The 24,665-nt window shown below is 68.8% G+C and carries 30 protein-coding genes; 24 read left to right on the plus strand and 6 right to left on the minus strand.

The window, feature by feature from the left end; genetic code table 11:
- Nucleotides 1-416 precede the first annotated feature (416 nt).
- From AB0F15_RS00760 to AB0F15_RS00770, 3 genes are all read left to right on the plus strand, one after another.
- On the plus strand, nucleotides 417-902 hold the full coding sequence (locus AB0F15_RS00760) for a hypothetical protein (RefSeq protein ID WP_360263078.1): 486 nt from the start codon (nucleotides 417-419) through the stop codon (nucleotides 900-902).
- A complete protein-coding gene (locus AB0F15_RS00765) occupies nucleotides 899-1,717 on the plus strand; it encodes a hypothetical protein (RefSeq protein ID WP_360263080.1) in 819 nt (272 codons plus the stop codon). The genes AB0F15_RS00760 and AB0F15_RS00765 overlap by 4 nt, the downstream gene beginning before the upstream one ends.
- Before the next feature lie 177 nt (nucleotides 1,718-1,894).
- Nucleotides 1,895-2,278: an SCO5389 family protein gene (locus tag AB0F15_RS00770; RefSeq protein WP_360263082.1), complete on the plus strand. Its 384-nt coding sequence runs from the start codon at nucleotides 1,895-1,897 to the stop codon at nucleotides 2,276-2,278.
- Nucleotides 2,279-2,340: 62 nt separating this feature from the next.
- On the opposite strand, the gene AB0F15_RS00775 is transcribed toward AB0F15_RS00770, so the two are convergent.
- Nucleotides 2,341-3,090, minus strand: a complete 750-nt coding sequence (locus tag AB0F15_RS00775; protein WP_360263084.1) for a GntR family transcriptional regulator — start codon at nucleotides 3,088-3,090, stop codon at nucleotides 2,341-2,343.
- Nucleotides 3,091-3,228: 138 nt separating this feature from the next.
- Between AB0F15_RS00775 and AB0F15_RS00780 the strand changes: the two genes are divergently transcribed.
- The 9 genes from AB0F15_RS00780 to AB0F15_RS00820 all read left to right on the plus strand — a co-directional run bounded on the left by AB0F15_RS00780 (nucleotide 3,229) and on the right by AB0F15_RS00820 (nucleotide 10,393).
- On the plus strand, nucleotides 3,229-3,690 hold the full coding sequence (locus tag AB0F15_RS00780) for a hypothetical protein (RefSeq protein WP_360263087.1): 462 nt from the start codon (nucleotides 3,229-3,231) through the stop codon (nucleotides 3,688-3,690).
- A 288-nt stretch (nucleotides 3,691-3,978) separates the two neighbouring features.
- The gene (locus tag AB0F15_RS00785) at nucleotides 3,979-4,254 is read left to right on the plus strand and encodes a hypothetical protein (RefSeq protein ID WP_360263090.1); all 276 of its coding nucleotides are present in this window, start codon (nucleotides 3,979-3,981) and stop codon (nucleotides 4,252-4,254) included.
- Nucleotides 4,238-4,486: an AMED_5909 family protein gene (locus AB0F15_RS00790; RefSeq protein WP_360263093.1), complete on the plus strand. Its 249-nt coding sequence runs from the start codon at nucleotides 4,238-4,240 to the stop codon at nucleotides 4,484-4,486. The genes AB0F15_RS00785 and AB0F15_RS00790 overlap by 17 nt, the downstream gene beginning before the upstream one ends.
- Nucleotides 4,487-4,823: 337 nt before the next feature.
- Nucleotides 4,824-6,392, plus strand: a complete 1,569-nt coding sequence (locus tag AB0F15_RS00795) for an FtsK/SpoIIIE domain-containing protein (RefSeq protein WP_360263096.1) — start codon at nucleotides 4,824-4,826, stop codon at nucleotides 6,390-6,392.
- Complete coding sequence (locus AB0F15_RS00800; protein ID WP_360263098.1) at nucleotides 6,389-6,778, plus strand: hypothetical protein; 390 nt, start codon at nucleotides 6,389-6,391, stop codon at nucleotides 6,776-6,778. Before AB0F15_RS00795 ends, AB0F15_RS00800 begins: the two co-directional genes overlap by 4 nt.
- On the plus strand, nucleotides 6,778-8,403 hold the full coding sequence (locus AB0F15_RS00805) for a replication initiator (protein ID WP_360263101.1): 1,626 nt from the start codon (nucleotides 6,778-6,780) through the stop codon (nucleotides 8,401-8,403). The genes AB0F15_RS00800 and AB0F15_RS00805 overlap by 1 nt, the downstream gene beginning before the upstream one ends.
- A gap of 20 nt (nucleotides 8,404-8,423) precedes the next feature.
- Nucleotides 8,424-8,636 carry a helix-turn-helix domain-containing protein gene (locus AB0F15_RS00810; protein WP_360263104.1) on the plus strand — a complete coding sequence of 71 codons (213 nt, stop codon included), beginning with the start codon at nucleotides 8,424-8,426 and terminating at the stop codon, nucleotides 8,634-8,636.
- The gene (locus AB0F15_RS00815) at nucleotides 8,636-9,769 is read left to right on the plus strand and encodes a site-specific integrase (RefSeq protein ID WP_360263107.1); all 1,134 of its coding nucleotides are present in this window, start codon (nucleotides 8,636-8,638) and stop codon (nucleotides 9,767-9,769) included. The genes AB0F15_RS00810 and AB0F15_RS00815 overlap by 1 nt, the downstream gene beginning before the upstream one ends.
- Before the next feature lie 21 nt (nucleotides 9,770-9,790).
- Complete coding sequence (locus AB0F15_RS00820; protein ID WP_360263110.1) at nucleotides 9,791-10,393, plus strand: class I SAM-dependent methyltransferase; 603 nt, start codon at nucleotides 9,791-9,793, stop codon at nucleotides 10,391-10,393.
- Nucleotides 10,394-10,596: 203 nt separating this feature from the next.
- On the opposite strand, the gene AB0F15_RS00825 is transcribed toward AB0F15_RS00820, so the two are convergent.
- On the minus strand, nucleotides 10,597-10,920 hold the full coding sequence (locus AB0F15_RS00825) for a hypothetical protein (RefSeq protein ID WP_360263113.1): 324 nt from the start codon (nucleotides 10,918-10,920) through the stop codon (nucleotides 10,597-10,599).
- 55 nt (nucleotides 10,921-10,975) lie between these two features.
- Between AB0F15_RS00825 and AB0F15_RS00830 the strand changes: the two genes are divergently transcribed.
- The 4 genes from AB0F15_RS00830 to AB0F15_RS00845 are packed head-to-tail and all read left to right on the plus strand — an operon-like array spanning nucleotide 10,976 to nucleotide 12,747.
- Nucleotides 10,976-11,377: a methyltransferase domain-containing protein gene (locus AB0F15_RS00830; RefSeq protein ID WP_360263115.1), complete on the plus strand. Its 402-nt coding sequence runs from the start codon at nucleotides 10,976-10,978 to the stop codon at nucleotides 11,375-11,377.
- Nucleotides 11,378-11,401: 24 nt separating this feature from the next.
- Nucleotides 11,402-11,524 (plus strand): hypothetical protein, encoded by a 123-nt coding sequence (locus AB0F15_RS00835; RefSeq protein ID WP_360263118.1) that lies wholly within the window; start codon nucleotides 11,402-11,404, stop codon nucleotides 11,522-11,524.
- Nucleotides 11,525-11,573: 49 nt separating this feature from the next.
- Nucleotides 11,574-11,924, plus strand: coding sequence for a YciI family protein (locus tag AB0F15_RS00840; RefSeq protein ID WP_360263120.1), 351 nt, complete (start codon nucleotides 11,574-11,576; stop codon nucleotides 11,922-11,924).
- Between the two features lie 34 nt (nucleotides 11,925-11,958).
- A complete protein-coding gene (locus tag AB0F15_RS00845; RefSeq protein ID WP_360263123.1) occupies nucleotides 11,959-12,747 on the plus strand; it encodes an arylamine N-acetyltransferase in 789 nt (262 codons plus the stop codon).
- Here the strand turns inward: AB0F15_RS00845 and AB0F15_RS00850 are convergent.
- Nucleotides 12,741-15,062 carry an EAL domain-containing protein gene (locus AB0F15_RS00850; RefSeq protein ID WP_360263125.1) on the minus strand — a complete coding sequence of 774 codons (2,322 nt, stop codon included), beginning with the start codon at nucleotides 15,060-15,062 and terminating at the stop codon, nucleotides 12,741-12,743. The two genes, AB0F15_RS00845 and AB0F15_RS00850, sit on opposite strands and share 7 nt — an antisense overlap.
- A gap of 40 nt (nucleotides 15,063-15,102) precedes the next feature.
- Nucleotides 15,103-15,855, minus strand: coding sequence for a rhomboid-like protein (locus tag AB0F15_RS00855; protein ID WP_360263128.1), 753 nt, complete (start codon nucleotides 15,853-15,855; stop codon nucleotides 15,103-15,105).
- Between the two features lie 168 nt (nucleotides 15,856-16,023).
- On the opposite strand from AB0F15_RS00855, the gene AB0F15_RS00860 reads away from it, so the two are divergent.
- The gene (locus AB0F15_RS00860; RefSeq protein WP_360263131.1) at nucleotides 16,024-16,557 is read left to right on the plus strand and encodes a hypothetical protein; all 534 of its coding nucleotides are present in this window, start codon (nucleotides 16,024-16,026) and stop codon (nucleotides 16,555-16,557) included.
- Here the strand turns inward: AB0F15_RS00860 and AB0F15_RS00865 are convergent, their stop codons facing one another.
- Nucleotides 16,558-17,004, minus strand: a complete 447-nt coding sequence (locus AB0F15_RS00865) for a pyridoxamine 5'-phosphate oxidase family protein (protein ID WP_360263133.1) — start codon at nucleotides 17,002-17,004, stop codon at nucleotides 16,558-16,560.
- Between the two features lie 87 nt (nucleotides 17,005-17,091).
- Between AB0F15_RS00865 and AB0F15_RS00870 the strand changes: the two genes are divergently transcribed.
- A complete protein-coding gene (locus tag AB0F15_RS00870) occupies nucleotides 17,092-17,667 on the plus strand; it encodes a TetR/AcrR family transcriptional regulator (RefSeq protein WP_360263136.1) in 576 nt (191 codons plus the stop codon).
- On the opposite strand, the gene AB0F15_RS00875 is transcribed toward AB0F15_RS00870, so the two are convergent.
- Complete coding sequence (locus AB0F15_RS00875) at nucleotides 17,618-18,949, minus strand: nucleobase:cation symporter-2 family protein (RefSeq protein ID WP_360263139.1); 1,332 nt, start codon at nucleotides 18,947-18,949, stop codon at nucleotides 17,618-17,620. The genes AB0F15_RS00870 and AB0F15_RS00875 overlap by 50 nt on opposite strands.
- A gap of 133 nt (nucleotides 18,950-19,082) precedes the next feature.
- On the opposite strand from AB0F15_RS00875, the gene AB0F15_RS00880 reads away from it, so the two are divergent.
- From AB0F15_RS00880 to AB0F15_RS00905, 6 genes are all read left to right on the plus strand, one after another.
- Nucleotides 19,083-20,222, plus strand: coding sequence for a 5-methyltetrahydropteroyltriglutamate--homocysteine S-methyltransferase (locus AB0F15_RS00880; protein WP_360263141.1), 1,140 nt, complete (start codon nucleotides 19,083-19,085; stop codon nucleotides 20,220-20,222).
- 91 nt (nucleotides 20,223-20,313) lie between these two features.
- Complete coding sequence (locus AB0F15_RS00885; protein WP_103354911.1) at nucleotides 20,314-20,634, plus strand: NIPSNAP family protein; 321 nt, start codon at nucleotides 20,314-20,316, stop codon at nucleotides 20,632-20,634.
- Complete coding sequence (locus AB0F15_RS00890) at nucleotides 20,631-21,413, plus strand: IclR family transcriptional regulator (protein WP_360263145.1); 783 nt, start codon at nucleotides 20,631-20,633, stop codon at nucleotides 21,411-21,413. The genes AB0F15_RS00885 and AB0F15_RS00890 overlap by 4 nt, the downstream gene beginning before the upstream one ends.
- A 58-nt stretch (nucleotides 21,414-21,471) precedes the next feature.
- Complete coding sequence (locus AB0F15_RS00895) at nucleotides 21,472-22,686, plus strand: FAD-dependent oxidoreductase (RefSeq protein ID WP_360263147.1); 1,215 nt, start codon at nucleotides 21,472-21,474, stop codon at nucleotides 22,684-22,686.
- Nucleotides 22,683-23,858 carry a 4-hydroxybenzoate 3-monooxygenase gene (locus AB0F15_RS00900; protein WP_360263150.1) on the plus strand — a complete coding sequence of 392 codons (1,176 nt, stop codon included), beginning with the start codon at nucleotides 22,683-22,685 and terminating at the stop codon, nucleotides 23,856-23,858. The genes AB0F15_RS00895 and AB0F15_RS00900 overlap by 4 nt, the downstream gene beginning before the upstream one ends.
- Nucleotides 23,859-23,910: 52 nt before the next feature.
- Entirely contained in the window at nucleotides 23,911-24,648 is a 738-nt protein-coding gene (locus tag AB0F15_RS00905) for a Clp protease N-terminal domain-containing protein (protein WP_360263153.1), read from the plus strand.
- The last annotated feature ends 17 nt before the right edge of the window (nucleotides 24,649-24,665 follow it).

The raw sequence follows: 24,665 nt of genomic DNA on the forward strand, positions 1-24,665 counted from the left end.
GGCTCTGCTGGTCGGCTTCGCCCGAACCGGTCATCGATCTTGCGGAGGCTCGTTAGTACGGCCGTAGAGTGCAGGGCGCGGCACTCGGGAGCATCCGCGTTGAGCAGGGCCAAACTCCGCGCGCGATGTGACCGGGTGTCGCGTTCTAGCTCATGGGGTGTCGCCGTCGGCGGCGCTGCGCAAAAGGTGACCTCCGGCGGCCCGCCCGCGGCCGGCGGCCGGAGCGGAGCGGCAGGCCGTCCGTGCCGCACTTGGGCGGGGCCGCCGCGCGGCCCCGAGGTGCGCCGCCGACGGCGGCGCCTTGATCCCATAGAGCCAAGTTCGGCAGCCTGTTCGTTGTCTCCTGCTCGGGTCGGCACTCGCCTAGCGATGAAGTGTGACCGGTATCATGCCTGGGACGTGACGGGAGCATGGAGATGGCCGAGATCGTACGGCGGGAAGGTCCGGCCGCCAGTCCCACAGGTAGGAGACAGAAGACAGGCGCCGTAGTGCCGCACCTTGATCCTCCAACAGGACACATCGTCGTTCCGTTCACTGAGCGAGGTATGACGGAGGCAGCTCGGCAGAAATTCGCCGAGGCTGTTGAGGATTTTTCCGCCGCTCTCGAACGCGAGACTGCCCGGCTTGAGGAGGCAGAGCGAGATGAAGACGTCCGCGAACCTGAAATAACAGCAACCATGGTAATTCGGGCGAACGAAGTCGTTCGGCGCGGACCCCTGCCCGAGTCCGAAAGGGACAGGAGCGTACTGGCTACTTCGATTCAGGTTGTTGGACTAGCAAGTCTTGCCGCTGTCGGCGTGCTAGGTAGCTACTTGCGTGGCCCTCTCCTTGTGTCCATATTTATTGTGCTCGCGGTGATTGCATTAGTTGCAAATGGATATGCAATAAGGAGGCGACTGTGACTAGCGCGGAAGACTTAGGCGACGAGCGTAACGGTGCTAGTAATGCGTCGATTCCAGTGACTGGTGCCGCGGAAGAGCTCATCGAGAAATTCGCTGATGATCAGCGGCTCATACTGCTTGGAGAAATCGAGCGCTCGAAGTCTCGTGATAGGCCTGCTGATAGTCGAATTAGTGCAGATGAAGTCCAGTCAGCAATAGGTCGCTTGAGATGGGCTGAATCAGGGCAAGATCGTGGCCCCTACAGTCTGGGGCGCAGTACCTTCGATGTGGTGGATTCATGGATTCGAGATACCCGCATCCGCCGCATGGTACTTGTTATTCTTTCGGTGGCCCTTTTAGTCATCTTCGCTATTATTTTTGTGGTGGCGTTCGCTGCGCAATTTGCTGATTGGATTCCATTATTTGCCTCGCTGATCCTGGGCGTGTTGGCGGGATCGGTCTTTTCGGTCGTCGGCTTGGGCGTTGGCAGAAGGAAGGGTGCAGTCGCCTCGGCGCATCGTGGCATGGCTCTGGCGTTCGCAAGACGTGTCGAAGCCGTGGAGGCGCTCGCACGTGCGGTTATATTTACTAAATCCGAGACTGTACAGCTTAATGCCCCGCTGGGATCGGTTTTGGATTGGCTGGTCGAGTCGAATATATGGTCCACGGAAGATGTGGCCAACTTCAGGCACTTATTACGTGTTCGAAACGCTATAGTTCATGAAGACACTTACCTGATTCCGTTGAGTGAATCTAGGGACCTGGGCAAGGTGGCCAATGTGCTGTCCGAAAAGCTGCGTAAGGTTGCGGATCCCGACGGCAAAATAGCAGAATAATTTCTGTGGAATAAAATTCGTCGGCGGCGCGGGTCGGCAAATATATGGCCGCTTATGCATACTATTACTCGGCTGACATGTTGTTAGAGTGAAATTCACGCTTCTGGGGGTCGCGCTCGGTCGCGTCGAGGCGTTAACTGGACTGCGGCAGTGTTGACGCTGAGAGGAAGTGCCGCGATGTCCTTGACGGTCCCGGAAGAATTGGTCAGGAAGGCGCAGGCGGGCGCGATGACCGATGACGAATTCCTGGCCTGCGTTCAGAACTCGCTTCCCTACGCCTGGTCGGTGGTCGAGCGGCTGGTCAAGCAGTACGAGAGCGGGGCGACGGTCGCCGAGGACGGTACCGTGCCGCCGGATGACCAGGCGTGGGGTGAGCTGCTGCGCTTCGCTGCCAGCGACTCGATGCGCGGGGCGGTCGAGCGGAAGTACGGCGTCCGGCTGGCCTTCCAGAACTGCTGCAAGACGGGCCTCTTCGCCCCGTCGGCGGTGAAGGAGTACGAGGAGTTCGTCTCGCCGCGCGCGCAGATCCTCAATCAGAAGCCCGAACTGATCAACTGCTAGGCATACGACAAAGGCGCCCGTCGCGAACCAACGCGGCGGGCGCCTTTCGTATTTTCATGCTCCTATTGCAATGGGTCTACGCGGAGCACGTATTCAAGCTCGAACCTATGTGCATCCAACAATATGTCGGCGGTTTCCACTGGCGTCTCGTTTGAGTACGTGGTCCGTACGATGATCACGACCGGCGTGCCCTTGCGGAGCTTCAGGGCCTCGGTCTCTGACGGTCGGGGCATCCGCGAACGAAGTCTCTCGACGACCCGCGTCGGCCGCATGTCGATAGCCGTGAAGCGGTCCACCAGGCCGGCGGTCATCATGACGCCTTCTTCGGGGCGCTCGATGACCGTTCCCTTGGTGATCTCCAGTGGCTCGTACGAGTGCGTGAGCATCATCGGCTCGTCGTTCGCGTACGACGTGTAGTCGGTGCGCATGACGTCGGCTCCGACCGGGATCTCAAGTCGGTGGGCAATGTCGGCGCTCGCGCGATCCGGGTACGTCTCGTGGCCGTACCGGGGGACGCGCTCGGCGGCTAGTGCCTCCTCGGCGAACGGGGCGCCGGGGTTGGTGCGGTAATGCTGCTCCGACCTGCGGATGAGCGGCTGATACCGGCGGACGAACGCGCCGAGTCGCTGGACGCGATCGATCAGCCCTTCACTCTCCAGCAGGTCCAGTGCCTCGCGGGCGACGATGCGCGACACGTCGAACTGCTCGCTGAGCGCCTCCTGTGATGGCAGCCGATCGCCTGGTGCGAGATCTCCGCTGACGATCCGCTCTCGCAGCACCTCAGCAACCCGTTCGTACATGTGCTCGGGCACGGTCGCTCTCCTGCCTGGTTGGGCTTGCTTGATCAGCTTAGTTGACTTGGCATGCCAAGTCTTGGTATACCTAGATGGACCTTGGCATACCAAGGGGGCGGCGACAAGGCCGCAAACGGCTGAGAAAGGGCCTCTGACATGGCGATCATGAAGGGACACCGGTTCCCGATCGAGTTCGACAGCGCGTTTCCGCAGGGCTTGGTGCTGGTCGGCGAGGTGGCACCCGACAACGAATACCAGTCCCGGGAAGACCGGGCAGCTGGTCGTCCGACGCGGCAGCGGGTCGATGAAGCCACCGGCAAGCGGCAGTGGAAGGCCACCGTCACCGACCCGGACGAGACCAAGGCGAAGCGCGCTTCGTTCGAGATCACGCTTCTGGCCGACGTCCAGCCGGTTCCGCTGACGTCGGAGGCGCTGCCGGGCATGCGCCCGATTGAGCTGGAGGGTTTGACCGCCGAAGCGAAGGTGGCCGGGCAGGGGGAGTTCAAGTACCTGTCCTACGCCTTCCGTGCGACCGGCTTCAAGGCGGCCGGAAGCGGTTCCGGGTCCAAGTCGGCGCGGTCGACCGCGACCGGTGAAGCGTCGGCCAAGGCGGCGTGAGCGACATGAACACGTCCGGGCCGGTTCGTAATGCTGCGGCGTTTCACGAGCTGGTCCGGGTGTGGGAGCAGGCGTACCGCGACTACATGGCGGCCTGGGAGCACGGGTCTGCGGTGCTGTCGTCGACGAACGCCGAGAACACGGCAAGTGCGGCACAGCGGGTGTCGCGAGCATGGCATGAGCTGGCCAAGTCGCGGGGTCTGCCCTGGTGGTGCGTCGCGGCTCTTGAGTCGGCTGCCGAGGGGTTCGAAGAGCTGGCGAAGGAATGGGCAAGCAAGGCAGGGCGGCATGACGGCCAACTGGGACGGGCTCGGCGTGACGTGGATCGTCGGGCGGGAAGCGGAACTGACGGTCGAGGAGACTGGTTCGGACCCGACGCATCCACCGATGCTGGTGCTCGCGGGGGCGCCGTGCGTGGTGATGCTGCGGCCGCCGGACGACCCGGCGATGTGGCCGGCCTGCGTGAAGTTCCTTCGCCAGCTCCGCGACGGCGCCGAGGACCTGGCGGCACTTCTCGAAGCTCGCGCGGCGGCTCGGCTGGTGCGTGATGAGCAAGCCGGTTGAGCCGCGCACACTGCGGGACGCGCACGAGATCGCAACGGAGCGTCTTCCGGCGCCCGACGCGAACCCGGCAGTGTGGCTGGCTTTCCGGCAGGCGAACGCGCGGATGTACGAGAAGGTTGCCGACGTTGACCGGGGGCATCACCACGAGGCGTTGTACTGGGCGGGTTACGAGCGGCGGAAGGCGGGGGAGGTGTCAGCGCAGATCCAGGGCGGCAAGTCGGAGTCCAAATAGTCCTGTGTAGACACCCGGACAGTCAAACTCTGTAACGAAAAACGCGCGCTATGTCGTGCGGCGATGAAACGCGTCCTCTTCCGGCGACGCGGAACCGTAAGGCGCAGAAGCGGAAACTCGGCTACCAACCATGCCGCTCCTGCGCTGTCCACAACCGCGAGGTGTGAACAATGCAAACGCTAGACGATAGCAACAACCGTGCGCCAGTGGGGGTCACCCGCTCGCGCTGCGCGGACTGCAAGCGGTTCGCTCGGCTGCTGCCGGGTGAGACCAAGTGCGCCCCCTGCTTGGGCGCGTTGCCGCTGGATCTTTCGGCGGTGTTGCGGGGTGGCCGGTGATGAACCTGTCTCCGGGATTCCTCGTGGTGGCCCTGGGTGTGCTGGGGCTGGGTGTCTGGGTGCTGCACAAGATCGGTCGCGCGTTGGCGTCGGTGGTCGAGGCGCTGGCCGCGATGGTGGTCGTGTTCATCGCCCTTTGGTGGGCCTGCAAGGCGGCGTTCTGGCTGCTGGCGCAGGTGGTGACGCGGTGGCGGACCAGCCTGGCCGTGGTCGTGGCCTACCTGTGGTGCGTGTGGCTGGGCTGGCTGTCGCTCGTGCTCGTCCTCGGTGGCCTGGCACTGATCCTCGCCCTGTGGCGACTGGTCGACATCGTGTCGTTCGATCAGTGGTGCTGGCGGTTCCTGCGCTCGTGGTGGGCTCGTTGGGCGGTCTACGGGCGCAAGCTCCCCGGCTGGCTGCACGCCTGCGGCCTGAGCGTCCGCGATGACGTGCTGCCGGTGGAAGTGACGGTGAACCTGGTAGGTCGCCGGAAGGCCTCCCGGGCGACCGCTCGGCAAGCTGGAGTGCAGATGCCGAAGGTCCTCGGCGTCCGGTCGGGGCCCTCGTGGGATGAGGTGCGGGTTCAGCTGGTGGCCGGCCAGAAGCCGGAGGACTTCGACGAGGCCGCTCGTGCGCTGGCGTCGGCGCGGAGGGTCGCCCGCTGCCAGGTGCGGGAGCTGGAGCCCAACGTGGTGTCGGTCGACTTCCAGCGGCGGGACCTGCTCGGCTCGGTCGTGCACTCGCTGCCGGTGCCCGATCTGCTGGCGGTGGACGCGGCCGGTGTGGATCTGCGGCGCGTGTGGTCCGGCCACACCGAGTACGGGCACGACTGGCGAGTCCCGCTGTCCGGCTCCGGCGCGCACTGCCTGACGGCTGGTGCCTCGGGCGCGGGGAAGAACTCGGTGATGTGGTGCCCACTGGTGTCGGCTGCCTCGGCGATCCGCTCGGGCGTGATCCGTATGTCCGGGATCGACCCGAAGGGCATGGAGCTGGCCTACGGGCGCGGGATCTTCGCCCGGTACGCGGTGTCCGGTAAGGACGCGATCGAGGTCCTGGACGACCTCGTGGGCACGATGGACGCTCGCAAAGCCGAGTTCGCCGGACGCCTCCGGACGGTTCCGATCAGCACCGAACACCCGCTCGAGCTGCTCGAGTTCGACGAGATCGGCGCCCTGACCAAGTACACGGACCGCAAGACCCGCGATCAGATCGTCGAACGAGTCGCGCTGCTGACCACCCAGGGGCGGGCGCTCGGGATCACCGTGCGGGGCTACGTCCAAGAACCGACGAAGGACACGGTCCCGGTCCGCGAGCTGTTCACCCGCCGCGTGTGCCTGCGGGTGACCTCGAAGACGCACGTCCCGATGGTCCTCGGGGACGGCGCCTATGAACGAGGCGCGTGGGCCAACCGCATCGGCGACTCCGAAGCCGGGGTCGGCTACGTGTGGGGTGAGGGCATCCGCGAACCGCTGCGCATCCGGGCCGGGTGGGTCGGCGACGACGCGGTGAAGGCGCTGGAGCACTACGTCACAAACGGCGGCGTGGTCGATCTGGCCGCTCGGCGCGGCGCTGAGGGGGTCGCGGCGTGAACACGACCATGGTCTTTCTCGACGCGATCCGCGATCACCTCGACTTGCACGTGTTGGGTCCGGTGGCGTCGGTGAACGTGACGTCTGGCTCGGACCCGATCTGGGTGCAGCTCGGCGCCGCTCGAAAGCTGCCCGAAGTGGCCTCGGGACTGGTGACCTGGGCCGAGACGCTGGATGAGGTCTCCGCGCAGATCTGGCGGACACCCGCTGGAACGTCGGTGCATCTGATCGTCAGCGGCCGGATGCCCTGCGGGGTCCCGGTCCGCGTCTACGGCGCGGTCGACTTCTCCGAGGACGTGTTCCCGGACCTGCCCGCCAGGTCGCGGCAGGACATGCCCGTGTTTGTACTCCGGCAATGGACCCGCCCCGGGGAGGTGGCTGCCTGATGACCGACGAACAGACCTCACCGGCCGGGACGCGGGCTGAGCGGATGCGCACGCCTCTTGCTGCGGACGTGATCCGGGCGACGGCGGAGAAGCACGGCGTCTGCGTCCGGCCCTTCACCATGGAGGTCGGCGACACGGAGACCGGCGAACTCCGCTACGTCCCCGTGCCGTGCGGCTCCACGGTGGAGTCGGTGTGCCTTCCGTGTGCTCGGAAGGCGAAGGCGCTGCGGCAGGCCCAGTGCCGCGAAGGCTGGCACATGACCGAAGAACCCAACCTCACCGCCGAACCGCCCTCGGAGGATCACAAGGAGCTGCTGACCTACCGGGCGGACCTGGTGGCGGCGTATCGGGAGGTGGTCGAGCACGACCAGGCCGAAGCCGAGGAGCTGCGGGAGGAGGTCGCCGGGGTCGACGCGGAACTTCGGCAACTCGGGATGCGGGGCCGGCTGCCCGCCCTCGACGTCCCGACCAAGCGTGCCGTGAAGCGGTCGACCCGTCGGCGGCAGGACGCGCCGAACCTGCCTCGGCAGAAGGTCGCGAAGACCACCGTCGGCAGGGAGTTCGCCGGGAAGTTCCGGCCGTCCATGTTTGTGACGCTGACGTGCGACACCTACGGCCCCGTCCGCGATGGGGCGCCGGTCGACCCGTCGCGGTATGACTACCGGCGGGCGGCCCGGGATGCGGTGCACTTTTCGGCGTTGGTGGATCGGTGGTGGCAGAACCTCCGGCGGGTCGTGGGCTGGGATGCGCAGTACTTCGCGACGGTGGAGCCGCAGAAGCGGACGGCTCCGCACCTGCACGCGGCGATCCGCGGGGCGATCCCGCACGACGTGATCCGCCAGGTCACCGAAGCCACCTATCACCAGGTCTGGTGGCCCAACCATGACCAGATTGTCTACACAGAGCGGCTGCCGGTCTGGGATCCGGACACCCGGGCATTCCTGGACCCGGACACCCGCGAGCCGCTGACCAACTGGGACGACGCCGTGGAAGAGGTCGAGGATCCGGCGCATGTGGTGACCTTCGGGCGGCAGGTGCACTCGAAGGGCATCCTCGGCGGCACCGAAGAGGCCGGCCGCCACATCGGCTACCTCACGAAATACCTGACCAAGTCCACCGGCGAGGTGGTCGAGGCGGACACGGCACGGCTGCGGGATCACCACGACCGGCTCCACGCCGAACTGTCGGTCACCCCGTGCTCGCCGCGCTGCGCGGTCTGGCTGCTCTACGGGATCCAACCGAAGGGCGCGGGCAGCAAGACCACCCCGGGCCACTGCAAGGGCCGGGCTCATCGCCGGACCACCCTCGGGCTGCCGGGGCGGCGGGTGCTGGTGTCGCGCAAGTGGTCGGGCAAGACCCTCGACGACCACAAAGCCGACCGGAAAGCCTTCGTGCAGCAGGCGTTGGCGGCGATCGGGATCGAGAAGCCACAACCGGATCCGGCCCGGCTGGTCTGGCGGAAGGTCGAGCCCGGCGACCCGCAGGTCCCGCCTCGGCCGCACCTGGTCATGCGGGCCATCGCGGAGCGGATCACGTGGAAGGCCGAGTATGACCGGGCGCTACTCGCTGCCGCCGGACCACCAGGGGACGGTCCGGAAACTTCGGCAACTCAGCTCGCAGCCTGATCAACACGGGGGAGAAGCACATGAACACGCAGTACTTGAACGTCAAGGAAGCCGCTGCCTACCTGGGCACCACGGAGCGGTTCATCCGGCGGCTGGTCGCGGAACGGCGCATCGCGTTCCACAAGCTCGGCGCGCATGTCCGGCTTGCTCTCGGGGACCTGGACGCGTTCGCGCAGGCCGGACGAGTCGAGCCGGTCCAGGTGAACTGGTCGGCCGGCCGGGCGGTGGCGTGATGGCGAAGAAGCAAGGTCGTCGCCGGTTCGGCTCGGTGCGCAAGCTGCCGTCCGGCCAGTTCCAGGCGTCGTTCATCGGACCGAACAGCCAGCGGCAGTACGCGCCAAACACCTTCCGGACGAAGACGGACGCGGACCGCTGGCTGGTCGGGGTTGAGGCCGATCTCGCCAAGGGGGCTTGGCTGGACGACAAACTCGGCCGGGAAACGTTCGGCAACTACGCCAGTGAGTACCTGCGCACCAACCCGGAGATCGGGGAGCGCTGGGAGGAGACGTGTCGGCGGAACATGCGACTTCACATGGTCGAGCTGCTGGACCGGCCGCTGATCGCGATCACCCCGCCCGTGGTCCGGAGCTGGTACGCCAAGGCACTAGCCGGGACCGGCGGGAAGACCTCCATCGCCCAGTCGTACCGGTTCCTCCGGGCCGTCATGAACTCGGCGAAGCGTGATGGGGCGATCGCGGTCAACCCGTGTCAGATCCCCGGCGCGGGCTCGGACAAGGCGAAGGAACGGGGGATTGCCACGCCCAAGCAGGTCGTGGAGGTCGTCGAGGCGATCACTCCGCGATATCGGGCAGCTGTGCTCCTGGCGGCCTGGTGTGGTCTTCGCCGAGGAGAGGTGTGTGGGCTGCGAACGGAGGACGTCGACTTGGCCGACCGCGTCGTCTGGGTGCGGAAGAGCCGCGTGGAACTTCTGGAGAGCCCAAAGAAGTACGACAAGGACCCCAAGACGGATGCGGGGCGTCGGCCGGTGTCGGTTCCTCCGCATGTCATGCCGTACCTCCGGGAGCACATGAAGGAGTGGGCCGGTCGGGAGCGCTTCTTTGTCGGCAAGGACGGGCGGCCGATGAACGGCAACGCGGTCTACCAGGCGTTCGTCCGGGCTCGCGTCAAGGCCGGCATCGGCGTCAGCTTCCACGACCTGCGGCACACCGGCCAGACGCTCGCCGCCAGTGCGGGGGCAACGCTGGCCGACCTGAAGAAGCGGCTCGGGCACGCTTCGGCCGCTGCCTCGCTGCGGTACCTCCACGCGGTGGAAGGGAGAGACCGGGAAGTGGCCGACGAACTGAGCAAGCTCGCCGCACACGGTGATGCTGCCAAGCTGCCCAAGTCGATCGTCGTCAAGCACTGAAAGTGGGTGGTCGCTGAGAGGATGACCAGCGTGACGGAACGAATGAAAGAGATCTGGGATGCTGAGGCGGCAGCGTTCGACGAGCAGCCCGATCATGGCCTGAGAGACCCTTCAGTGCGGGCAGCGTGGTCGGATCTTCTTCTGCCATTGATGCCTGTGTGCCCCGCTTCGGTGGTCGACCTCGGTTGCGGGACGGGCAGTCTCGCCGTGCTGCTGGCCCAGGCCGGGTACGCCGTGGACGGGGTGGATCTGTCCAGCCGGATGCTCGCTGTAGCCGAGGAGAAGGCCGAAGCGGCAGGGGTGAGTGTGGAACTCCGCGAGGGGGATGCCGCCAATCCTCCCTGCTCGCCAGGCGCGTATGACGTCGTTCTCGCGCGGCACGTGCTGTGGGCCATGCCCGACCCGGCCGCCGCTTTAGGCAAGTGGGTGGGCCTTCTGAAACCAGGTGGTCGTCTGGTGCTCGTCGAAGGTCGCTGGTTCACCGGGGCCGGGATCTCGGCGGACGAGTGCGAGCGACTCGCGCGTGCTCGTCGAGAGGACGCGACGGTGACGCCGCTGAACGATCCCGCTTTGTGGGGCGCTCCGATCAAAGACGAGCGATACCTGCTCGTCAGCCGACGCTGAACGGTCGCCAGACACCGGTGTTCAAGGGAGCGGGATGTTGCACGGGGGTTGCACGTGGCGGCAGTACAACCCCCGTGACCTGCGAAAACGTCTGCGCCTGAAAAGCGGAAGGTCGCCGGTTCGACCCCGGCCCTGGCCACCGGAACGAAAACCGCCCTGATCACCAGGGCGGTTTTTTCGTGTCTGCGGTCTCGGTTCCAGGCTCAGCCGGCTTCTTCGACGTGGAAGTACCCGACCGGCTTGGGGCCTTCCGTGATCACGACGACCGCGCCCGGCCGGATTCGGTGGGGGCCGGAGTTCTCGACCGTCAGCCAGCGTCCTTTCGCCGGCGAGACCCATGCTTCTGGTGCGAAACCGCGGAGCACGAACGACGCGAGGCCGAAGCGGAGTGTGTGCGGCGGCACGAAGGCATTGGCGGCGTAGTCGTCCGCTCGCGGTGGCCCGGTGGTGCGGCCGCCTTGCTCGGGGGTCAGCCAGACGACTCGCCCGTGGAACGGAAACGGCACGTCGTGCGGGAGCTTGGTCACCGGCCCGAGTATGCAGCCTCCGAAACTGTCGGTCGTGGTCGGCAGGATGGGTCCGGTGACCTCCGACCTCTGGGACGCCCAAGCCGAAACCTTCGACGACCAGCCCGACCACGGCCTCCGGGACGCCGCCGTCCGCGACGCCTGGGCGGATCTTCTTCTCCCGCTGCTGCCGCCCGCTCCGGCGGCCGTCGTCGATCTCGGGTGTGGGACCGGGAGCCTTTCGCTCCTTCTCGCCGAGGCCGGCCACGACGTCTGCGGGGCCGACTTCTCGACCGCCATGCTCGGCCAGGCCAGGCGGAAAGCCGCCGGGCTCGAGGTCGACTTCCGGCACGGCGATGCCGCCGATCCGCCGTGTCCCGACCGCCTACGACGTCGTTCTCGTGCGGCACGTCCTCTGGGCCATGCCCGATCCCGCCGTCGCCCTGGCGAGGTGGGCCGGCTTGCTCAAGTCCGGTAGGCGGCTGATCCTCGTCGAGGGGCGGTGGTTCACCGGCGCCGGGCCCTTGTCGAAGCGCAGGGGTTCCGGATGCTGACCGATCCCGCGCTGTGGGGAAAGGACATCGACGACCAGCGCTTCCTCGTCGTGGCTAGGCCGAACGAGTGAACCGCGAATCCTCGTGTCCGGACCAGGGGACAGGCTCCGACCACCGGGCATGAAATACCTCCTCACGCTCCACATGAATCCCACCCTCTGGGCCACCCTCACCGACGAGCAGAAGAACGCCGTCTACGAAGGGCACGGCGCCTTCATCGAGCTCATCACCGGCTCCGGCGAGATGGTCGAGACCAAAGCCCTCGCCGAGCCCGCCGACACCAAGACCGTCCGCGTCGAGAACGGCCGGCCGCAGACCCGGACCGGCCCCTTCGTCGAGTCCGACGCCTTCCTCTGCGGCTACTACGTCGTCGACGTCGAAACCGAAGCGCGCGCTGTCGAACTCGCCGCGAAGATCCCGGACGCCCAGTACACCGCCGTCGAGGTGCGGAAGGTCGTGCACGAAGGTTGACCTCGATCGAGGTCGAGGTTTCATCATGGCTCCCATGACCACTGGGGAATGGGACATCGACGCCGTCGACCTCGACGCGTACCTGGCGCGGATCGGGCAGGAACGGCGTGCGCCGTCCGAAGGGGCGCTCCGGGACCTCATGCGCGCGCACGTTCAGGCCATCCCGTTCGAGAACGTCGACGTCGTTCTCGGGCAGCACCAAGGGATTTCGCTCGACGTCGTGAGCGCCAAGCTCGTCGGGCGGCGGCGGGGCGGCTACTGCTACGAACAGAGTGGCCTCTTCGCCGCCGTCCTCGAACGGCTCGGCTACCCCGTGCGGCGGCTGGCCGCGCGCGTGCAGCCGCGGCGGCCGGGGCCCGCCACGCACATGACGCTCGTCGTCGAGCTCGACGAGCGGGAGTTCCTCGCCGACGTCGGGTTCGGGGCCGGGATCCTCGCTCCGATGCCGCTCGTCGACGGGCACGAGGTCGACCAAGCCGGGTGGCCGCACCGCCTCACGCACCACGACGGCCGGTGGACCCTGCGGAAGGGCGACGACGACCTCTTCGAGTTCCGGCTCGACGAGATGCACCGGGTCGACTACGAGGTCTACCACCACTACGCCTCGACGCACCCGAAGTCGCCCTTCACCGGACGGCTGGTGATCATGACGCTCGAACCGGGCATCAGCCGGCAGGTGCTGGGGCGCGAGCTCACCGTCGAAAAACCCGGTGGCCACCGGGAAACCACGACGATCGCGCCGGACGAGCTCGACGCCACCCTCAAGGACCTCGGCATCGAGCTGACCCCGGACGAACTGAGCCGGCTCCGCGAGACCTACTGACCGAACAGCTCGGCCGCCGGCACCGGACGGCCGAGGTAGTAGCCCTGGGCCTGGTCGCAGCCGAGCGTGCGGAGCAGCTCCAGCTGCTCCGCCGACTCGACGCCTTCGGCGATCACCGTCAGGTCCACCGCGTGGGCCATCGCGATGATGCTCGTGACGATCGCCTCCGCGTCGCGTGACTCGGCGATCCCCGTGATGAACGAGCGGTCGATCTTGAGCGTGTCCAGCGTCAGCCGGCGCAGCTGCGCGAGCGACGAATAGCCGGTGCCGAAGTCGTCGATCGCCAGCAGCACACCCAGGGAACGCAGGGACGCCAGCACTTCCGCGGCCGCGGCCTGGTCGCGCATCAACGCGCTTTCGGTGACTTCCAGGCACAGCGCGGCGGGCGGCAGCCCCGTGCTCGCCAGCGCGTCCTGGACCGCGGGCACCAGGTGCGGGTCGTCGAGCTGGCGGGCGGAGAGGTTGACCTTCAGCGTCAGGTCCAGACCCTGACCGGTGCGTCGCGCGGCGAGTTCGCGGGTGGTCGCGCGCAGCATCTCCTTGCCGATGACGTTGATCAGGTCGCTTTCCTCGGCGAGCGGGATGAACTCCGCGGGCGCGATCGCGCCGTGCCGGGGGTGCGTCCACCGCAGCAGTGCCTCGACCGCGACCATCTCGCCGGTCCGCAGGTCGACCACCGGCTGGTACGCGGGCCAGAGCTGGCCATCGCGGACCGCGTCGCGCAGGTCCTGCTCCATCCGCAGCCGCCGCTGCATCCGCTCGCGCAGACCGACGTCGAAGAAGTGGTGCCGGGCCCGCCCGAGCGTCTTCGCCTGGTACATCGCGACATCCGCGTCGCGCAGCAGGTCCTCGGCGCTGCGGCGGTCGTCGCGGCCGACGAGCACGACGCCGATGCTCGCGTCGAGGTGCAGCTGCCTGCCGAGCACGCCGATCGGCTCGGCCAGCGCCGCCCGCAGGTGCTCGGCCAGCGCGCGGACCTCGGCGGGGTCGGTGACCTCGGCGGTGACGACGACGAACTCGTCGCCGCCCAGCCTGCCCACCAGGTCGTCGCGGCCCGAGCTGCGGCGCAGGCGTTCGCCGACGATCCGCAGCACCTGGTCGCCGACCGAGTGCCCGAGCGAGTCGTTGATGACCTTGAACTTGTCGAGGTCGAGGAACAGCACGGTGACCGCTCCCCGCTCGCGGACGTCGAGCCTGCCCAGCACCAGGGTCCGGTTCGCCAGCCGGGTCAGCGGGTCGTGGGTGGCGTCGTGCGCCAGCCGCGCGCTGATCGCGCGGGTCTCGGTGATGTCGGTGAACGACGTGACCACGGCCATCGCCGCCGGGTCCTCCTGGTTGAGCAGGCGCGAGGTCAGCGACACCCAGACGTCGCGGCCGTCCGGCCGGCGCAGGCGGACGACCAGGCCGTTGTGCGTGACCCCGGTCCGCCGGGTCTGCACCGACGGCAGCTCGTCCGGCGGGATCCAGCGCCCGGACTCGGTGAACAGCACCAGTGTGTGGCACGGGACGCCGACCAGGTCGGCTTCGGCGACGCCGAGGATCCGGCAGGCCGCCGGGTTCGCCGCTTCGATGAGCCCGCCCGCGCCCATCACGAGGACGCCTTCGTCGAGGGACGCGACGACCGTGCGGTAGTTCTGCTCGGCCCGCCGCCGCGCGGTTTCGTCGGCGCAGACCAGCACGTAGCCGTCGTTCATCTCGGCTGCCGAGACGCGGATCGCCAGGGGAGCGCCGTCGCGCCGCCGGTGGACCGCTTCCGCGACGCCGCCACCGCGCCGGATGGCCGGCAGGTCGAGCGGTGCGCCGACGAGCTCACCGGCGCGCCGGCCGACGGCTTCGGCCGCGGTCCAGCCGTACACCGCCTCGGCGGCCGGGTTCCAGCTGGTCACGACGCCTTCGCCGGTGGTCGCGATCAGCGCGTCGCTGACGTGCGACACCAGTGCGGCCTGGTAGCGGAGGGCTTCGGCGGCCGCTTTCTTCGCCGTGATGTCGCGCATGACGACCTGGTACGCGGCTTGGCCGAGGTGCACCACCACCGTCTCGACGGCGAACTTGCTGCCGTCCAGCCGGGACATCAGCACTTCGACGGGCTCGCTCGCCTGCCCCGGCTCGGTCAGCCGGGCGAGCTTTTCGACCAGCACGGCTCGCGTGTCCTCGGCGACGAAGTCGGTGAACCGGCGGCCGACGACCTCGTCGGCCGAGCGCGCGGCGAACGCTTCGAGGGCCGCGCGGTTGGCGTAGGTGAGCAGGCCGCGCTCGTGGACGCAGATCGCATCGGGACTCAGCTCGACCAGTTCGGCGAGCGAGTCGGGCTCCATGTGCGTCCGTCCCCCGTCAAGTCGGCGTGTGGCCCGTCGATTACACCACCGACCCCGGCTCGTGCCTACCGCCGGAATTCCGGCCCGGCCTGCGGATGCTCGCCCGCAGCCGCGGGCCCCAGAACCACAGCCCGAAGTGCGCGGCGAACGCGTGGCCGAGCAGCGTGACGACCGAGTCGAGGCCGGCCGGGTCGTCGCCGAGCCAGATCACCGCGATGAACGCCTCCATCGTGACCAACGCCACCAGGCGGGCGCGGCCGCGGAGCAGGAACACCAGGGCGCCGCCGGTGGTGAAGAAGCCGTAGCTGACCCCGATGTCGAGCCAGTGCCCGGCCGAGTTCGGCAGCACGTGGGCGCTGATCAGGACCATCACCGGCAGTTCGGTGACGAGCGTGGCCAGCACGTGGCCGGAGAAGAACACCAGCGCCGCGCGGCGGGCGCCGAACCGGCGTTCCAGCGGGGCGACGGCGACCGCGAAGATCACCGCGTACACCAGCCAGCTCTGGTCGGACAGCCAGATCGCGCTGGTCAGCAGCGACGTCATCGGGCGCCGCCACAAGTTGTGGGCGTCGGTGCTGGACAGCTGGAGCAGCCGGGTGGTCACCGCCGGGTCGGCGAACCGCAGCAGCAGCGTCGTGCCCAGCAGCACGACCAGGTAGCCGAAGGTGAACGGCGTCGACTTGGGGTTGGGGACGAACCGGAGCGCCGACCACCGGCTGCGGGGGCGCGCAACGGCGATCGCGGGGATCGGCCGTTCCGCTCTCAGCAGCATGGATCGAGCTTCGACGGTCATGCTGGGAGTATCGCGAGCGCCAGCTTAGAAAACGCTGTGGATGTCACTCACCGTCGGACCTTGCATTACGTGACGAATTTTTGCCGTTTCTTCACCCGTTCGTGGGCCATTTGGGGTAAGAATACGGCCACGATGTCGGCCGAAAGGCCTCTCGGGAAGGTCTGTCGGGTGAACGACGAAGTCTCGGTCGCCGAGTTGCTCGTCCGCGAGGGCTGGGGCGATCGGCCGCCGTCGGCCGGCTCGCGGTGGCGGGTGGTCGCGGTGATGCTCGCCGTCGTCGTCGGCTGCGGTGCCGCCGCGGTGCTGGTCGCCTTCGGCGGCCACGAACGCCAGGACGCCTCCCCGGTCGACCGGATCCAGGTCATTCCCTTCCCGCAGCGGTCCACCGGGCTCGGTGGCGCCGACCAGGCGACGGACTCGCCGCTCGACGGCGGCATCGGCGGTGGCACCGGCGGCGACGTCGTCCCGGCGTCCGGCGAACACCGCGGCACCGTCACCGAGGTACCGGGCCGCACCGCGGCCACGGAGACCAGCGGCACCGGCACCGCGCCGTCGTCCACCACGCCGTCCGGCGCCGGTTCGTCCACGCCGCCCACGGCCACGGGGACGACGACGGGAACTCCGCCGCCAACCGGGAGCCGCCCGCCGACCACGACCCCGGCGCCACCCCGGACGTCGTGTTTCCTGATCATCTGCTGGTGATCAGGACAGCTGCTCGGCGATGTCGCTGAAGTCCGAGGTGTTCCAGCGTTCCGGGCGCATCGCGATCGAGATGTTGTTCCCGTGCTTGTCCTCCATCGCGTCGGTGTAGGCCTCGCTCACGCCCGGCGGCAGGTAGCGGGCCGCGATCTCGTGCCGCTCCGCCTTGGTCATCGGCCGCGACTCCACCACCGGACCCTCGACCGAGACGTACTTGTAGACGCCGTCCTGCTGCTGGACGCACAGCGCGAACCGGCCGGCCGCCTCGATCAGCCGGGTCTTGCGCAGGCCGGGTGACGTCATCACGACGACGTCGCCGCCCGGCTCGTAGCGGTACCAGATCGGCGTGGTCAGCGGCGCCCGTCCGGGCTCGGCCGTCACGCTGAGCACGCCGACCTGCGGCTCGGCGAGGAACTGCTCGCGCTCTTCCCGGGTCATCTTGCGGGCCATCTCGAGCTCCTTAAAGCCATTGGATTTGACTTAAGCCTAGCCATGACCGCACTGCTAAAGCAAGGGGCTTTGCTTTAGAATGAACCCATGACCCGACCCGGTGGCCGCAGCGCCCGTGTCCGCGACGCGGTGCACGACGCCGTCGTCGAACTGCTGGCCGCCGGGGAGATCGACGCGGCGATCCCGAAGATCGCCGAACGCGCGGGCGTGAACCCGACCAGCATCTACCGGCGCTGGGGCAGCCGCGACGCACTGCTGCTCGACGCGGCGGTGACGCGCCTGCGCTCGACGTCGCCGATCCCGGACACCGGTTCGCTGCGCGGCGACCTGCTCGGCTGGGCCGACGGCGTCGAACGCGCGATGCGCGACCGGCACGGCCAGATCCTGCTGCGCGCGCTCGTCGCCACCTTGCGGCCGGACGAGAAGCCGCTCGAGTACCTCCGGGCCCGCGGCGACGACCTGCAGGCCACCCTCGACAAGGCGGAGGCGCGCGGTGAGCCCGTGCCGTCGGTCGACGAGGTGCTGGACTTCGTCCTCGCCCCGTTCTACCTGCGCGTGCTGTTCCGGCGCCCGGTCGAGCCGGGCACCGGCACCGTGCTCGTCGACCGGCTGCTCACGGCGCGTCGAGCAGATCCGGCTCCGAGCGCCGGCCGAGGTGGTTGAACAGCAGGTTCAGCGCGAAGGCGAGCACCGCGGCCACCGTGATCGAGCTGCCGCAGATCGTCTGCAGCCAGGCCGGGAAGTGCTTGAAGAAGTCCGGTGCGAACGCCGGCAGCAGACCGGCGCCGAGCGCCACCGCGACGACGAAGGTGTTGTGGTTCCCGGAAAACTCGACCGTCCGGAGGTTCTGGGCGCCGACGGCGGCGACCATCGCGAACATCACGACCGCGACCCCGCCGATCACCGGTTCCGGGATGGCCGCGATGAACGCGCCGACCTTCGGCACCAGGCCCATCACCACCAGGATTCCGCCGGTCACCGCGACCACCCAGCGACTGCGCACGCCCGTCATCCGCACCAGGCCGACGTTCTGCGCGAACGCCGTGTCGGGGAAGGAGTTCATCACCCCGCCGAGCACGGCCGAGACGCCGTCGGTGGCCAGGCCGCGCGCCAGGTCGGCGTCGGTCGGCGGGCGCCCGGTGATCTCGCCGACGGCGATCATGTCCGCCGTCGACTCGGTGAAAGTCACCAGCATGACCACGCACATCGACAGGATCGCGGCGACCGGGAACGTCGGTGCGCCGAAGTGGAACGGCGACGCCAGCCCGAACCAGCCGGCCGCGCGCAGGCCGTCCCAGTGCACCAGCCCCATCGGGATCGCGACGACCAGCCCGATCGCCAGCGCGAGGAGCGGCCCGATCTGGTTGGCGAACCCGCGCAGCACGCGGGTGAACAGCACGAGCAGCGCCAGGACGCCGAACGCCAGCCCGATGTGCGACGGCGCCGCGTAGTCCGCCGACGCTGGGTCGTGGCCCGCGATCATCGCCGCGCCCGGGCCCAGCAGCGAGACGCCGATGACCAGCAGCAGCGTCCCGGTCACCAGCGGCGGGAAGAACCGGATCAGCTTCGCGAACGGCCGCGCGATGAGCAGCCCGAACACGCCGGACGCGATCATCGCGCCGTAGACCGCGGTCAGGCCGTACTGGGACGCGATGAGGATCATCGGGTTGACGACGGTGAACGTCGCCCCCGCGACCACGGGCAGCCGGATGCCGAGCAGCTTCCCGATGCCGATGGCCTGAATGAGCGTCGCGATGCCCGCGACCAGCAGATCGGCGTTGACCAGCAGCCCGATCGTCGCGGCGTCGAGCTTCAGCGCGCTGCCGACGATCAGCGGCACCGCCACCGAGCCGGCGTACATGATCGACATGTGCTGGAGGCCGAGCAGCGCCAGCCGGCCGGCGGGCAGGCCCTGGTCGACCGGGTGGACCACGGATTCCGTCATGAGCGCCCCCTGGTGCGGCTGCCTGGTTCGATGGCCCCAGCCAATGCGGTGACGGTGACGGTAGCAAGTCCCGGTTGTGATGATCATGTTTCGGGGGGCGGCGCGAAGGCCGGGAATGTGTGACCATCGGTGCATGACTTCGGGTGGCATTTCCCAGGTGGGCCCGCCGTTTCGCGCCGATCACGTGGGGAGCCTGCTGCGGCCCCCGGTGTTGCGTGATGCGCGACGACGGCACGAGAGCGGCGAGATCAACGCGGAGCAGCTCCGCGCGGTCGAGGACGACGCGATCCGTGACGTGATCAAGATGCAGAAGGCGGCCGGGCTGAGCTCGGCGACCGACGGCGAGTTCCGGCGCGCTTCGTGGCACATGGACTTCATCTACTCGCTCGGCGGCATCTCGAAGAGCGACCAGCGGCTGCACGTCAAGTTCCACAACCTGGCGGGCGACCTCGAGTTCAGCCCGCCGGGGCTGCAGGTCGACGGCAAGGTGCGGCTCGACGAACCGATCTTCGCCGACCACTTCCGGTTCCTGCAGTCCCATGTGGACCCCGGCGTGACGCCGAAGCTGACCATCCCGTCGCCGAGCATGGTCTACTACCGCGGCGGCCGGGCCGCGGTCAGCGAGACCGTCTACCCGGACCTCGAGGAGTTCTTCACCGACCTCAGCGCGGCCTACTCCGCGCAGGTCACCGCGGTCCACGACCTCGGCTGCCGGTACCTGCAGCTGGACGACACCAGCCTCGCCTACCTGAACGACCCGGCGCAGCGGGAGCTCGTCGCGCGGATGGGCGGCGACCCGGACCGCCAGCACCTGCGCAACATCGCGACGATGAACGCGGCGCTGGCCGGCCGGCCCGACGACCTCACGGTGACGACCCACCTGTGCCGCGGCAACTTCCGGTCGTCGTGGGCCGCGGAGGGCAGCTACGAGTTCGTCGCGGAGGCGCTGTTCGGCGAGCTCGCCGTCGACGGGTTCTTCCTGGAGTACGACGACGAACGCTCTGGCGGCTTCGAGCCGCTGCGGTTCGTGCCGAAGGACAAGAAGGTGGTGCTCGGCCTGGTCACGACCAAGCGGGCGGAGCTGGAGGACCCGGACGTGCTGGTGCGGCGGATCGAGGAGGCCTCGCGGTACGTCGACATCGACCGGCTCTGCCTGTCCCCGCAGTGCGGCTTCTCCTCGACCGAGGAGGGCAACGACCTGACCACGGACGACCAGCTGCGCAAACTCGAGCTGCTCGTCGCGACGGCCGACCGCGTCTGGGGCGGCCACTGAACCTTGTTCAGCCGTCGGCCGGCGCGAGAGTCACCGTAGGATCGCGCCCGGCGGTCCCGTAGCGCCGGCCTAACCAGAATAAGGTTCACTGATGATCACGTGCGTCGTCGACTACGTCATCGACCCCGCCAAGCTGCCCGACTTCGAACGCTTCGCCGCCGCGTGGATGCGGCTGGTCCAGCGCGAAGGCGGCATCCACCACGGCTACTTCCTGCCGTCGGAGGGGGCGAGCGACGAAGCCCGGGCGCTGTTCAGCTTCGAGAGCCTCGCCGCGTACGAGCGCTACCGGACGCTCTTCGGCGTCGACCCGGACTTCATCGAAGCGGACAAGATCCGCGACGAGAGCGGCTGCGTGGTGCGGTACCGGCGGACGTTCATGCGCCCGCTGCTACCGGACGACGAAGAGGGGTGAGACACAGCGCGCGGCGGCCGCCGTCGGTCGTCGATCGGGTGCTCGACCTGCTCGGCGCCTTCTCCGCCGAGCGGCCGCGGCTGACGCTGTCGGAGCTCAGCCGCCGCGCCGGGCTGCCGCTGTCGACCACGCACCGGCTGGCAGGCGAGCTCACCCGGCGCGGGGCGCTCGTGCGCGACGAAACGGGCGGCTACCGCGTCGGGCTCTGGCTGTGGGAAGTCGCTTCGCTTGCCCCGCACGGCGCGGAACTGCGGGAGAGCGCGATGCCGTTCCTCGAGGACCTCTACGAGGCCACGCACCAGAACGTGCAGCTCGCGGTGCTCGACGGGCCGGAGGTGGTCTACGTCGAGCGCATCTCCGGCCGCGGCGCGGTCAACGTCCTGACCCGCGTCGGCGGCCGGCTGCCCGCGCACGCGACCGGCGTCGGCCAGGTGCTGCTCGCCCACGCCCGGGCCGAAGCCCAGGAGGCGGTCCTGGCCGGCCCGCTGAAGACGTTCACGGCCAAGACGATCGCCTCGCCCGAGCAGCTGCGGCGGGTGCTGGCGGACGTGCGCCGGGACGGGTACGCCATCTGCGACGGCCAGATCGAGCTGATCTCGTTGTCCGTGGCGGCGCCGGTCCGGGACGCCACGGACGAGGTGGTGGCGGCGATTTCGGTGGTCGTCCCGGCCGAGGGGACGGACCCACGGACACTGGTCCCGGCGGTACGGGCCGCGGCGCGGGGTATTTCGCGGGTGCTCGGCGCCCCGCGGTCGTCCGGCCGGCCGCGCCTCGACTGACCGGGCCCGCTGTGGTCGGATGAGGACCGAGGGTTGCCGGATGGGGTGAGGAGCAAGAATGACCACCGTTCTCGTCGTCGGTGCTGGTCAAAGCGGGTTCCAGGCCGTGGCTTCGCTGCGGGACCGGGGCTTTGGCGGCCGGATCGTGCTGGTCGGGGACGAGCCGGGGGTGCCGTACCAGCGGCCGCCGCTGTCGAAGGCCTACCTGGCCGGGACAGCCGGGGTCGACCAGCTGCACCTGCGCGGGGAAGACTTCTTCGCCGAGAAAGACATCGAGCTGGTCGCCGGGCGGGCCGCGAAGATCGACCGTGCGGTGTCGAAGGTCCACCTCGAAGACGGCCGCGAGCTCGGCTACGACTTCCTCGTCCTGGCCACCGGCGCCCGCAACCGGACGCTGCCCGTGCCCGGCGCCGAGCTGCCCGGCGTGCTGACCCTGCGCACCCGCGACGACGCCGACCGGCTCCGCGCGTCCCTCGCCCAGGCCGCCGACGTCGTCGTGGCCGGCGGCGGGTTCATCGGGCTTGAGTTCGCTTCGCACGCCGGCCGTCCGGTGACGATCGTCGAGGCGCAGGACCGGCTGCTCAACCGGGTCGCGACGCCGGAAATCTCCGCCTACTTCGCCGACCTGCACCGCAAGGCCGGGCACACGGTGGTGCTCGGCCAGGGCGTCACGGCACTGCACGGCGACTCGCGGGTGCGGGAAGTCGAGCTGTCCGACGGCACCCGGCTGCCCGCCGACCTGGTCGTCGTCGCCGTCGGGGTGGTGCCCGAAACCATCCTCGCCGAGGCCGCCGGGCTGCCGGTGCGCAACGGTGTCGTCGTCGACGCGCACCTGCGCACGGCGGACGAAAAGATCTTCGCCATCGGCGACTGCGCCACCTTCCCGTGCGTGCAAGCCGGCGCCGAGACCCGGCTGGAGTCGGTGCAGAACGCCGTCGACCAGGCCCGGTGCGTGGCCGCGGCGATCACCGGCACGCCCACGCCGTACGCCAGCCTGCCGTGGTTCTGGACCGACCAGGCCGGTGCCAAGCTGCAGATCGCCGGGCTTCTCGCGGGGGCCGACCGGACCGTGGTCGCGGGCGACCCGGCGGAGGGCAAGTTCTCCGTACTGTCCTTCCGCGACGACGTCCTCATCGCCGTCGAGTCGGTGAACCGCCCGGCCGACCACATCGCCGCGCGGCGCCTGTTCACCGCCGAGCCGAAGCCCGCGTACGCCGACCTCGAAGCGAGCGCCTTCGACCTCAAGGCGCACCTGAAGTCGCGAGCGGCGTGATGCGCACGCAGGTGGCCGTGATCGGCGCCGGCCCGGCCGGGCTGCTGCTGTCGTTCCTCCTGCACTCCGCGGGAATCGACTGCGTTGTGCTCGAGGCCCGCGACCGCGAGTACGTCCGGCAGCGCGTGCGGGCCGGGGTGTGCGAGCAGCCGACCGTCGAGCTGCTGACGTCGCTGGGCCTCGGCGACCGGCTGGCCGCCGAGGGAATGCCGCACGAAGGGCTGTCGCTGCGGTTCGACCGCGCCGACCACCGGATCGCGCTGACCGAGCTGACCGGCCGGGCGATCACGGTGTACGGGCAGCAGGAGATCGTCAAGGACCTCATCGACGCGCACGAGGCTCGCGGGTACCCGATCTCGTTCGAGGTCGCGGGCGTCGAGTTGTCCGATGTGGACACCGAGCGTCCGCGGGTGCGTTACCGCGACAGCGAAGGCAACGCGCAGGTCATCGAGTGCGACGCCGTCGCGGGCTGCGACGGCTTCCACGGCATCTGCCGTCCGTCCATTCCGGACAGTGCGCTGACGGTGTACGAGCGTGAGTATCCGTTCGCGTGGCTGGGGGTTCTCGCGCAGACTCCGCCGTCACACCACGAGCTCATCTACACCCACCACGAACGCGGGTTCGCGCTGCACAGCATGCGGACCCCGGAGATCACGCGGCTCTACCTCCAGGTCGATCCCGCGGGGTCCCTCGAAGCCTGGTCCGACGACCGGATCTGGGCTGAGCTGACCGCGCGGCTCGAGGTCGAGGGCGACTTCACGCTCCGGGAAGGCCCGATCCTCGACAAGGGCATCACGCCGATGCGCAGCTTCGTCGCCGAGCCGCTGCGGCACGGGCGGCTGTTCCTGGCGGGCGACGCCGCGCACATCGTGCCGCCGACCGGCGCGAAGGGCATGAACCTGGCGATCGCCGACGTCCGCGTGCTGTCGCGAGCGCTGGAAGCGTTGCTGCGCGGCGACGAGTCGCTCGCCGCGGCCTACTCGGACACCTGCCTGCGCCGGGTGTGGCGGGCGGAGCACTTCTCCTGGTTCATGACGACGATGCTGCACACCGACCCGCACGCGGACGGCTTCGCGCGGCAGTTGCAGCTCGCGCAGCTGCGCTACACGACGTCGTCACGCGCGGCGGCGACCAGCCTGGCCGAAAACTACGTCGGGCTGCCGTTCGCCTAAGATCGTCAACTCGTGGTTGACGCTTGCTGATCGTCAACCTACAGTTGACGGCATGACCTTACCGAACAACATCAAGCTCGACGACCTCATCAACGCCATCAAGAGCAACAACGACACGGACGCCCTCGCCCAGCTCACCGACGCGGTGTACGTGGGTCAGCACCTCGGCGAAGTGGCGGACCACCTGATCGGCCACTTCGTCGACCAGGCCCGGCGGTCCGGGGCGTCCTGGACCGAGATCGGCGCCAGCATGGGCGTCACGAAACAGGCCGCCCAGAAGCGGTTCGTGCCGAAGGTCGATCCCGGCGGCGACCCGAGCGGGGCCATCGAGCGCCTCTACGGCCGCTACACCGACCGGGCGCGGCACGTCGTCGTCGAGGCGCAGAAGGCGGCCGTCGACCACGCCAGCCCGTACATCGACACCGTGCACATCGTCCTGGGCCTGCTCACCGAGCCGGCCGCGCTGGCGGCCGGGGCGATCCTGGCCCAGGGCGTCTCGCTGGACGCCGTCCGTGAAGCCGCCGAAGCGCGGCTGCCCGAGCCGGTCGACGCGATGCCGAACGTGGTCCCGTTCTCCGGGGCCGCGAAGAAGACCCTCGAGCTGACCATGCGCGAAGGCCTGCGGCTGGGGCACAACTACATCGGCACCGAGCACCTGCTGCTGGCGCTGCTGGAACAGGGCGAAGGCAGCGGCTTCGAGGTGCTCGACGGCTTGGGCGTCAAGAAGGACAAGGCCGAGGCGAAGATCCTGGAGGTGCTGGCGGAGATCCTCGCCGCCCGGGGGCAGTGAGGCCGCTCTGGTGGGCC

The organism is Amycolatopsis sp. NPDC026612 (assembly GCF_040638285.1).
GTDB lineage: Bacteria > Actinomycetota > Actinomycetes > Mycobacteriales > Pseudonocardiaceae > Amycolatopsis.